This window comes from Kitasatospora sp. NPDC059803 (genome assembly GCF_042732255.1).
Lineage (GTDB): Bacteria > Actinomycetota > Actinomycetes > Streptomycetales > Streptomycetaceae > Kitasatospora.
In genome coordinates, this window is sequence record NZ_JBHWIJ010000337.1 from 1 (window position 1) to 8,636 (window position 8,636).

The 8,636-nt window shown below is 71.7% G+C and carries 15 protein-coding genes; 8 read left to right on the forward strand and 7 right to left on the reverse strand.

Translation table 11 applies throughout. The annotated features are described in order from the left end of the window. Positions 1–237 precede the first annotated feature (237 nt). Positions 238–714 (forward strand): hypothetical protein, encoded by a 477-nt coding sequence (locus ACFV6I_RS34300; RefSeq protein ID WP_380429656.1) that lies wholly within the window; start codon positions 238–240, stop codon positions 712–714. 19 nt (positions 715–733) lie between these two features. Here the strand turns inward: ACFV6I_RS34300 and ACFV6I_RS34305 are convergent, their stop codons facing one another. From ACFV6I_RS34305 to ACFV6I_RS34315, 3 genes are all read right to left on the reverse strand, one after another. Continuing rightward, on the reverse strand, positions 734–1,228 hold the full coding sequence (locus tag ACFV6I_RS34305; protein WP_380429659.1) for an NUDIX domain-containing protein: 495 nt from the start codon (positions 1,226–1,228) through the stop codon (positions 734–736). A 75-nt stretch (positions 1,229–1,303) separates the two neighbouring features. After that, on the reverse strand, positions 1,304–1,552 hold the full coding sequence (locus ACFV6I_RS34310) for a hypothetical protein (RefSeq protein ID WP_380429662.1): 249 nt from the start codon (positions 1,550–1,552) through the stop codon (positions 1,304–1,306). Then, positions 1,552–1,752 (reverse strand): hypothetical protein, encoded by a 201-nt coding sequence (locus ACFV6I_RS34315; RefSeq protein WP_380429665.1) that lies wholly within the window; start codon positions 1,750–1,752, stop codon positions 1,552–1,554. Before ACFV6I_RS34315 ends, ACFV6I_RS34310 begins: the two co-directional genes overlap by 1 nt. Positions 1,753–1,868: 116 nt before the next feature. Here ACFV6I_RS34315 and ACFV6I_RS34320 point away from each other — a divergent pair, with 116 nt between their 5' ends. The 5 genes from ACFV6I_RS34320 to ACFV6I_RS34340 all read left to right on the forward strand — a co-directional run bounded on the left by ACFV6I_RS34320 (position 1,869) and on the right by ACFV6I_RS34340 (position 4,129). Next, positions 1,869–2,708, forward strand: coding sequence for a helix-turn-helix transcriptional regulator (locus ACFV6I_RS34320; RefSeq protein WP_380429668.1), 840 nt, complete (start codon positions 1,869–1,871; stop codon positions 2,706–2,708). Beyond that, positions 2,698–2,904 carry a DUF397 domain-containing protein gene (locus tag ACFV6I_RS34325; RefSeq protein ID WP_380429671.1) on the forward strand — a complete coding sequence of 69 codons (207 nt, stop codon included), beginning with the start codon at positions 2,698–2,700 and terminating at the stop codon, positions 2,902–2,904. Before ACFV6I_RS34320 ends, ACFV6I_RS34325 begins: the two co-directional genes overlap by 11 nt. Before the next feature lie 9 nt (positions 2,905–2,913). After that, the gene (locus ACFV6I_RS34330) at positions 2,914–3,165 is read left to right on the forward strand and encodes a DUF397 domain-containing protein (RefSeq protein WP_380429673.1); all 252 of its coding nucleotides are present in this window, start codon (positions 2,914–2,916) and stop codon (positions 3,163–3,165) included. Between the two features lie 104 nt (positions 3,166–3,269). Next, positions 3,270–3,860 carry a DUF5919 domain-containing protein gene (locus ACFV6I_RS34335; protein ID WP_380429676.1) on the forward strand — a complete coding sequence of 197 codons (591 nt, stop codon included), beginning with the start codon at positions 3,270–3,272 and terminating at the stop codon, positions 3,858–3,860. Between the two features lie 77 nt (positions 3,861–3,937). After that, a complete protein-coding gene (locus ACFV6I_RS34340; RefSeq protein WP_380429679.1) occupies positions 3,938–4,129 on the forward strand; it encodes a DUF397 domain-containing protein in 192 nt (63 codons plus the stop codon). Positions 4,130–4,182: 53 nt separating this feature from the next. Here ACFV6I_RS34340 and ACFV6I_RS34345 read toward each other — a convergent pair whose 3' ends face one another. The 3 genes from ACFV6I_RS34345 to ACFV6I_RS34355 all read right to left on the reverse strand — a co-directional run bounded on the left by ACFV6I_RS34345 (position 4,183) and on the right by ACFV6I_RS34355 (position 6,030). Next, positions 4,183–4,683, reverse strand: coding sequence for a hypothetical protein (locus ACFV6I_RS34345; protein ID WP_380429682.1), 501 nt, complete (start codon positions 4,681–4,683; stop codon positions 4,183–4,185). Between the two features lie 73 nt (positions 4,684–4,756). Continuing rightward, entirely contained in the window at positions 4,757–5,245 is a 489-nt protein-coding gene (locus ACFV6I_RS34350) for a hemerythrin domain-containing protein (protein ID WP_380429685.1), read from the reverse strand. A 173-nt stretch (positions 5,246–5,418) separates the two neighbouring features. Further along, positions 5,419–6,030 (reverse strand): TetR/AcrR family transcriptional regulator, encoded by a 612-nt coding sequence (locus ACFV6I_RS34355; protein ID WP_380429688.1) that lies wholly within the window; start codon positions 6,028–6,030, stop codon positions 5,419–5,421. 145 nt (positions 6,031–6,175) lie between these two features. On the opposite strand from ACFV6I_RS34355, the gene ACFV6I_RS34360 reads away from it, so the two are divergent. Beyond that, complete coding sequence (locus ACFV6I_RS34360; protein WP_380429690.1) at positions 6,176–6,877, forward strand: SDR family oxidoreductase; 702 nt, start codon at positions 6,176–6,178, stop codon at positions 6,875–6,877. 65 nt (positions 6,878–6,942) lie between these two features. Then, positions 6,943–7,365, forward strand: a complete 423-nt coding sequence (locus ACFV6I_RS34365; RefSeq protein WP_063352960.1) for a tautomerase family protein — start codon at positions 6,943–6,945, stop codon at positions 7,363–7,365. Between the two features lie 164 nt (positions 7,366–7,529). Here ACFV6I_RS34365 and ACFV6I_RS34370 read toward each other — a convergent pair. Further along, the coding region (locus tag ACFV6I_RS34370; RefSeq protein ID WP_380429693.1) for an alpha/beta hydrolase family protein at positions 7,530–8,636 on the reverse strand (1,107 nt) is incomplete at its 5' end.

The following is an 8,636-nucleotide window of genomic DNA, read 5'->3' on the forward strand; positions in this document are numbered from 1 at the left end:
CCCCGGAGCACGGGCTCCGGGGGCCGCCGCCGTTCTGTGCCCGTCCGTCGTCCGTCCCTCACCTGCGAGACGGGCGGGCGACGGGACGATCCTCAGCCGAACGGATGAACCCCCGCCACCGCCAGGCCCGCCGAGCCCGCACCGCCTGCGCCGGCACGGTAAGACAAGCCGGGCCCCTCCGCGGTGACACCGGTGTGATCGTTCCTGGAGCCGCCCACAGCCGAAGGAAGTTAAGAGATGCGCGAAACGAAGCACAAGGCCCGAGCGGGTGCCGCCGCCGGCATCGCACTGCTCGCCCTCACCGCCCTGTCCGGCTGCCGCCAGCCCCACAACGGCGGCAGCCAGGACGTGCAGGCCGCTACGGCTGCGCCCTCCGGGGACGCTGCGAGCAGCGGTGAGATCGCCGTGCTGGAGCAGCCGACGCTGCCGCCGCCGTCGTCCGTCGCCAACGACCAGGAGAAGCGCAAGCAGGTCGCCATCGGCACCTGCGAGGCGACCAAGGACGGCTGGCGCGCGGCCGGCACCGCGGTGAACCCCGGCGGCCGGGACGCGGATTACCGGATCGTCGTCTACTTCACCTCGGCGAAGGCCACGGTGCTCGCCCTCGGCGACACGGCGGTGAACGTCAAGGCGGGGCAGAGCGGCGCGTGGGAGGTGCGGCAGGCGTTCCACGCCCCGCAGGGAACCCTGTGTGTCCTGCGGGGCGTCAGCTGAGCGTCCGCCGCCGGGCGGTCTAGCGCGGCGGGGTCCGGTTCTCGTCGCAGGTGGTGCGTTGGCCGTGGAGGAGGAGGGGGACGGCGCGGTTGGCGAGGGCTTCGGCGGCGCGGGCCGCTTGGACGGGGGCCATGACGTCGGGGAGTTCGTGGGCGGGGACGAAGCGGGCGCCGAACAGTCCGCTGCGGTGCCGGGGCGGGACGGTGAGGCGGGTGTCGTCGTGCACGGTGCCGCCGTCGAAGACGAGGTTGAGGCGTTCCAGGTAGCGGTCGGCGGGGGTGAAGTCGACGGCCAGGACGTCGGCGAGGCGCAGGTTGAGGCCGGTCTCGGCGTGGAGGTTGCGGGCGGCGGCGAGTTGGGGCGGCTCGTTGGGCTGGGCGGCGCCGCCGGGGAGGATGAGGCCGTCCATGTAGTCGGGGTCGACCAGGAGGATGTCGCCGCGCGGGTTGCGCACGAGGACGAGGCAGCCGAGCCGGCACACGGGCGGCTTGGCGAGAAGGCGGGGGTCGCGCATCGGGGGGTTCACTTCCTGAGGGCGGCAAGGAGTACGAGGGAGAAGCCCGCCCACCACAGCAGGCGGACGAGGAGTTCAGCCGTCACGCGTCAGGCGCTCGTAACGCAGGCCCTTGCGGAGCAGGTCGACGACCCGCAGGAGTTCGGACGGGCGGGCGCAGCCGAGGCCGATGAGGTAGCAGCCGGTCCTGCGGCCGTGCTCCCAATCCACGTCGACGGACGGCAACTTCACCCCGGCCAGGGCGAGGACGGTGGTCAGGTCGTCGAGGACGTCGGCCGCCTGCCGCCGCTGGTCGACGGTGGCGCGGTTGAGGGCGGATCCCATCACGCCCCCACCTGCCGCCGAACCTCGAACCCCCGCCAGGCGCTGAAGGCGGCGGAGAACGAGGAGAAGGACGCCAGCCCACCCGAGGTACCGCTGCGCAGCCACTCCCCCGTCGTCTCGTTCCGCACCCGGTAACACCGGCCCTCCGGGTCCCACCGCACCCCGTAGCCGTGCAACCGGGGCACTTGGACATCACCCATGGGAGTAACCTTCCGCGATCAGAGTTTCACGTTCTGTGCACATGGTGGCTCTGTGTCGCCTAGCATCGGAAGTGGCAGACGACTTGACCTCGGTGGCCTGGAGAGTTGGAGCAGCCATGGTGAACATCAAGGAAATTGACCCGCAGTCATCTCCCTGGGCCCCGTTCGGGGTCCAACTCCGCAGGTCACGCAGGGCGATGGGCCTCAAGCAGGAACAGCTCGCGCGCAAGATCGGAGTCCACCCGTCCTACGTCTCGTTCGTCGAACTTGCGCAGCGACCGCCGAGTGAGAAGTTTGCTACCAAGGCCGACGAGGTCCTGCAGACCGGCGGGACCCTGCTGCTGATGTACTGGCAGCTCAAGCACACTGCCCTGGTTCCGGGCTTCCCCGAGTACGCCAACTACGAGAACCGTGCCGCCGAAGTCAGGCTGTTCTCGATCGACATCGTGTCTGGCCTGCTACAAACCCCGGCCTACGCCAGCGCTTGGGAAGCGGGCAACGTCCGGCGCGGCAACGCCACCCCCGAGCAGGCCGAGGAACGAGTGAGCTTCCTCATGACGCGCCAGCAATTCCTGAACCGCACCCCTCCGCCTCTCCTTCATGCGGTTCTCGACGAGAGTTGCCTGCGTCGGCCCGTCGGAGGATCGGACGTGATGATCGAACAACTTCGGTATCTCGAGGAGTTGGTCGCAAACCCGAACATCCTCCTCCAGGTAGCCCCGTATTCTTTGGGCGAGGACCGGCCTTTCAGCTCACACGTGACGTTGCTGACCATGCCGGATCGCAAACTGCTCGGATACACAGAAACCGAGCTGCGTGGGTACCTCGACCGCGATATCAACGCTGTCCTTCCGCTAGCCAGGGACTACGATCGACTGCAAGCCGAGGCACTACCTCTGGCCCCGTCGCTTGAGCTGATCCGCGCAGTACGGAAGGACTATGAGGATGGACGCTGACCTGACTAACGCCAGCTGGCGAAAGAGCACATACAGCGGCGGGCAGAACGGCTGCGTCGAGGTCGCCGACGGCTTCACCGGCCTCATGCCCGTCCGCGACTCCAAGGACCCCGAGGGCCCGTCTCTCCTCTTCTCCTCCTCCGCCTGGCAGGCCTTCGTCACCGCCACCCGTACCGGCGAGTTCGACGCCAACTAGGCCTATCTGATGCCGGAGTGGGAAGTCATCCCCATCGACTTCCCACTCCACCCGCAGGAGGCAACCGCGATGAACACCACCTGGCGCAAGAGCACATACAGCGGCAGTGGCGGTCAGTGCATCGAGGTCGCCGACGGCTTCACCGGCGTGCAGCCCGTCCGGGATTCCAAGGACCCCGACGGGCCCGTCCTCCTCTTTCCCTCCCCCGCCTGGCAGGCCTTCGTCACCGCCGTCCACGCCGGCGAGTTCGACGTCCGGTAGCAGCAACTCCGGCCCCGCCGCCCCGATCCGGCGGTTTCTAGGGGCCTTCTCAACCCCTCCGCCCGGTTCAACCCGCCGCCGCGACCTCAGGGGGTGATGAACGGATGATCTGGCCCAACACCGTGCGGGCGAACGTCAAGACCGGGCACGACCGGGAGGTGTTCGCCGTCTACCCGTACCGCTCGGCCTGCCCGCAGGCAGTCTGGGCGCAGCTGATCGCCGAGGCCCGATCGGATATCTTCCTCGCCGGCTACACCAACTACTTCGTGTGGCTGGAGCAGCCCGCCCTGCTTCAGACTCTGCGGCGCAAGGCCGAGAGCGGCTGCCGGGTCCGGTTTCTCCTCGGGGATCCGGACTCCGAGACGACGCGTCAGCGCGAGCAGATCGAGGACGTGGCGCTCACGGTGTCCACCAGGATCAGGGTCACCCTGGAGAACCTGGCCAGACTCTCCGGTACCGAGGGCTTCGAGGCCCGGTTCAGCGCTCCGGACGACGGTCCGAACCATGTCGGCCTCTCCGTCTTCCGCTTCGACGAGCACGCCCTCGTCACGCCTCACCTCGCCCGCGCGGTCGGCCACGACTCGCCGCTGATGCACCTGCGGCGCAGCGGGGAGGACGGCATGTTCGATCGCTTCGCCGAACACGTCGAAGAACTCTGGTCCCGGGGCAGCGACATCCGGACCGGCCCGCACTGACACCTGCGCCTAACCCGGCGCCGGAGTGGGAAGTCATCCCCATCGACTTTCCACTCCACCCGCAGGAGGCAACGGCGATGGCAACCACCTGGCGCAAGAGCACGTACAGCGGCGGGTCGAACGGCTGCGTCGAGGTCGCCGACGGCTTCACCGGCCTCATGCCCGTCCGGGACTCCAAGGACCCCGACGGGCCCGTCCTCCGTTTCCCCTCCGCCGCCTGGCGGGCCTTCGTCGCCGCCGTCAGCGCGGGCGAGTTCGACGACCGGTAGTGGCAACTCCTGGGTGGGATGAAGGAGCTGTCGGGTCCGTGCGGCCGCGTGCGTCAGCGGTCGGGGGTGTGGGCAGCGGGGCGGACGGCGTCGGGCAGCAGGTGGAGTTCGTAGGGGGTGTAGCAGTCCGACATCTCGCCTCCGACCACGGCGCCGCAGCGGCAGGCGCGGTTGGGCGGGCCGTCGCCGGGGGCTCCGCAGCAACCGGGTGGGCCGCTCGTTGTCACGTGCCCGGTGAGGCCGGTCCCGTCGTCGGGGTGCAGGACGAAGGTGTTCCGGGGCCCGGCCGAGACGACGACCATTCCGTCGAAGTCGCTGATGCACGGACCGCCGGGGTAGGCGGGGGGACAGCCGTCCTGGTCCTCGGCCGGGACGAACGGCGGTCCGTACGGCTGCGGATCGACGGCGTAGTGGCCGCGGGGCATGGTGGGCGGGGCCTGTCGGCGGCCGTTGACGAGCTCGCCCTCGAACAGGTGCCGGGCCGGAACCGCCGGGAGGGGCTCAAGGTCGGCCGTGAGGGCCTCGCCGCAGGCGGCGCAATGAAAAATCGTCATCGCGGCATGTCTACAGCGCCGGCCCTCACCTCGCAACGGGATTCCGCTCCCCCGCCGGGCGGGGGCTCGCCCGTCAGCCGAACCGGAACACCCGGTCGGGCCAACTGCCCTCGGGCGTCGCGCCGTCGAGGGCTTCGCTGATCGTCCGTTCCTCGTAGGCGAAGTGGGATTCCATGATCGCCGTGAGGCCGTCGAGTTCGCGCCCGACCGCTTCCAGTCCTTCGCCGGGCGGTTCGGCCGATTCGGCGGCGCGGTCGGCGAGTTCGCGCACCCGGGTGAGGATGGCGGCGATCATCTCGTGGTCCTCGACGAGTTTGGCGACCGTCCCGGCGAGCTGCGGGCGTTCGCGCACCAGCTGGGCGAACATGCCCTCGTCCTCGCCCTGGTGGTGTGCCGTCAGTGCGGCGCAGAAGGCCAGGCAGTGGGTCCGCAGTGCGTCGCCGTCCGGGCGGCGCTGTCCGATCCCGGCTCTGATGCGGCCGACCTGGCGGCGCAGTTCCTGGTGTGCTCGGGAGAGTTGAAGGCTCAGGGCGACCACGCGGTCGCCGTCATGGGAAGCCACGGGAGGCGGCCCCTTCGGTTCCACACCTCCATGCCTGACGCTGTCCGCCACCGGCACGCGATGCTGGCGCCATCCGATCACGGGCCGCGGCGTCGGGGCAAGCGCCGCCGTGGCAGCGGCCGGTGGCCCCGGGCCCGGGCGGGCGGGCCGGGGGCGGCGCGACGGCCCCGGCCCTACGCGGGGCCGGCAGGGCCGGTGGGGGCGGTCAGGCGGTGGCGGGCGGCGGCGAGGAGTTCGTCGGACAGGGCGGGGTCCTCGCTGGCGCGGGCCAGGAGGAGGGCGCCGACCATGGTGGACAGGTCGGCGAGGGCGCTCTCGCGTTCGGCGGCGTCGGGCAGGTGCTGGAAGCCGTCGGCCAGGTCGCGCAGTCCGGCGGTGAAGGCGCTGCGCAGCGGTGAGCCGGGTTCGGCGCGGGCCGCGTCGGCGGCCTGGGCTGCGGCGGCGCAGCCCTGGCCGGGGTTGTCGCGGTGGAGGGTGGAGAGGTAGCGGGCGAGGAACTCGGCGCGGGGGCTTGGGTGTTGGGGAGCGGGCGCGCCGGGGGCGGGGTCGTCGGCGAGGCGGTCCATGGCTTCGCGGCGTTCGGTGAAGGCGGCTGTGAGGGCTTGGGCGACGAGGTCGTCCTTGGAGGCGAAGTGCCGGTAGAAGCCGCCGTGCGTCAGGCCTGCGGCGGCCATCGCCCGGGGGACGCTGACCTGGTCGGAGCCCTGCTCCCGGATCAGTCTGGCGGTGTGGTCGATCACCTCCTGGCGGTGGCGTTCGGCCTCGGCCCGTGACACGCGGGGCATGCCTGCGTTCCTTTCCTCGTCCTGCGGTGGTGGTGGTCCTACTTTCCCATCCGGGCTTCCCCATCCAGTTTAGATGATGGTAATAATCTAAACGTTGCGGTGCCCCGGCTGCGGGCACCGCCTTCCGAGAGCGAGGAACACGCACATGACCGTGATCGACGGCTCCACCGCCCTGGTCACCGGAGGCCTGCGCGGCCTCGGCCGGGCGTTCGTCGGGGAACTGCTGGCGCGCGGCGCGAAGAAGGTCTACGCCACCGCCCGCACCCCCGTGCCCAGCGAGGACGCACGGGTGGAGGTCCTCGCCCTGGACGTCACCGACGACGCCTCGGTGGCCGCCCTGGCCGAGCGCGTCCAGGACGTCGACCTCGTCTTCAACAACGCCGGCGTCCTGCACCCGGGAGCGCTGCTCACCGCCGACCTGCGGCAGGTCCAGGAGACCTTCGACACCAACGTCCTGGGCCCGCTGCGCATCGCCCGGGCCTTCGCGCCGGTGCTGGCGGCCCGTGGCGGCGGGGCGCTGGTCGACATCCACTCCGCGCTGTCCTGGGGCGCGGGCGCCGGCGCCTACGGCGCCTCCAAGGCCGCCCTGTGGTCCCTGACCAACTCCCTGCGCCTGGAGCTCGCCGCCCAGCACACCCAGGTCGTCGGCGTGCACCTGGGCTTCGCGGACACCGAGATGGTGGCGGCCCTGCCCGTCGACAAGATCCCGGCCGCCGAGGTGGCCCGCATCGTCCTGGACGGCGTCGAGCGCGGCGATCGCGAAGTCCTCGTCGACGACCTCACCCGGGCGCTCAAGTCCGCGCTCCCCGGCCCGGTGGAGGGCCTCACCATCCCCATCCGCCGCTGAACCGCACCGCTCCGAAACCGCCGAAACCCGCCGGCCGCCGCCGGCCGACACCGAGGAGAACACCCATGCCGCTGTGGCACGTCTACCACCCTCCCGGCACCTACACCCCCGGGCAGAAGCAGCAGCTCGCCGCCGACATCACCGGGTTCTACACCCGCTTCGGACTGCCGAAGTTCTACGTGATGACGCTCTTCCACGAGATCGGCGCCGACTCCTTCCACGTGGGCGACCAGCCCGCGCACGACGCGGTGCGGATCGTGGTCGAGCACATCGCCCGGCACACCGAGGACCCCGACCTGCGCAAGCGCACCCGGGAGGCCCTCGCCGCCCTCCTCGCGCCCCACACCACCGGGCGCGGCCTGTACTGCGAGTTCCACATCGACGAGACGCCCCGGGACCTGTGGATGATGGACGGGATCTCCCCGCCCCCGCCCCAGAGCGAGGCCGAACAGCTGTGGGCCCGCGAGAACCGCCCGATCCCCTACTGATCCCCTGCCGGCCTCCTGCCGACGGACGCCCCGGCACGGCGCCGCCGCGAGAAGTCGGACAGGCCGACCTCCCACTCCAGGACCCACCGCCCCGGCACCCCGCGGGCGGTGGGTCCTGGCCGGTTCAGGCCGGTTCAGGCGGGTTCAGGCGGGTTCAGGCCGGTTCAGGCGTCGAGGGTGATCTCGGGGTAGTGCGGGGAGGGGGCGTCGAAGAGGGTGGTGGGGCGGCGGCGCAGGTGGAGCTGGAAGTAGGCGGTGAGGTAGGCGCGTTGGGCGGTGACGGCGCGCAGCGGGTCGCCGGTGCCGAGGAAGTGCTCCAGTTGGTCGGCGGGCCAGGCGATCACGTCCTGCCCCTGGGGGACGAGGAGTTGGAGGTCGGTGTAGGACAGGTGGCCGGAGCGGATGAGGGTGAGCCGGCGGCGCCAGCCCGTCAGGTGGGGCCACAGGGTGTCCCACATGGCGTCGCGGGCGGGGCTGGCCCAGGTGGAGGCCATGAGCAACAGGGGGCGCGGCTGGTCGGCGGTGGCGCAGGTGCCGAAGAGGGGGCCGTCGAGGACGGCTCCGGCGCGGATGCGGGGGTCGTCGTGGAGGGCCTGGGCGGTGGTGGCGCCGCCCATGGAGTGGCCGAACATGGCGACGGCGTCCGGGTCGAGGGCCTGGGCGAGGCCGGCGGGCAGGGGGCGGTGGTCGGCGTCGGGGTCGGCGCCGGCGGCGAGGTCGGTGAGGCGGTCGAGGACGAGGCGGACGTCGGCGGCGCGGTAGGCGACGATGTCGGCGTCGGTCATGGCCTGGACGGCGGCCTTGTCGCGTACTTCCAGGCGGTGGCCGGGGAATTCAATCTCGCCGGCGTCGAAGGTGTGGTCGACGGCGGCGACGACGTGGCCGTGGGAGGCGAGTTCCTCGGCGAGAGCGGTGTTGAAGGCGGAGTCGCCGCCGGAGCCGTGGGAGTTGAGGACGACGGGGTGGCGGCACGAGGTCTCGGCGGGGGCGTCGGTGTGGGCGTGGGTGGTGGGCCAGTCCAGGCCGGCGGCGGGGACCTGGAAGTAGGCGGTCTCCAGGTGGGCGGTCTCGGCGGGGCTCATCCAGGGGGCGCGGGGGTGGCCGGCGACGCGGGCGGCGGGGTACCAGAGGCGGGTGCGCAGTTCGCGCGGGCGCGGGGTGGGGGCCCAGCGGTCGGGGCGGGCGGGGTCGACCAGGTGCAGGGTGGTGGTGCCGACGGGGTGGGGCCCGGTGGGGGCGGGCAGCATCAGGCGCGGGGGCCGGCCCGGGGG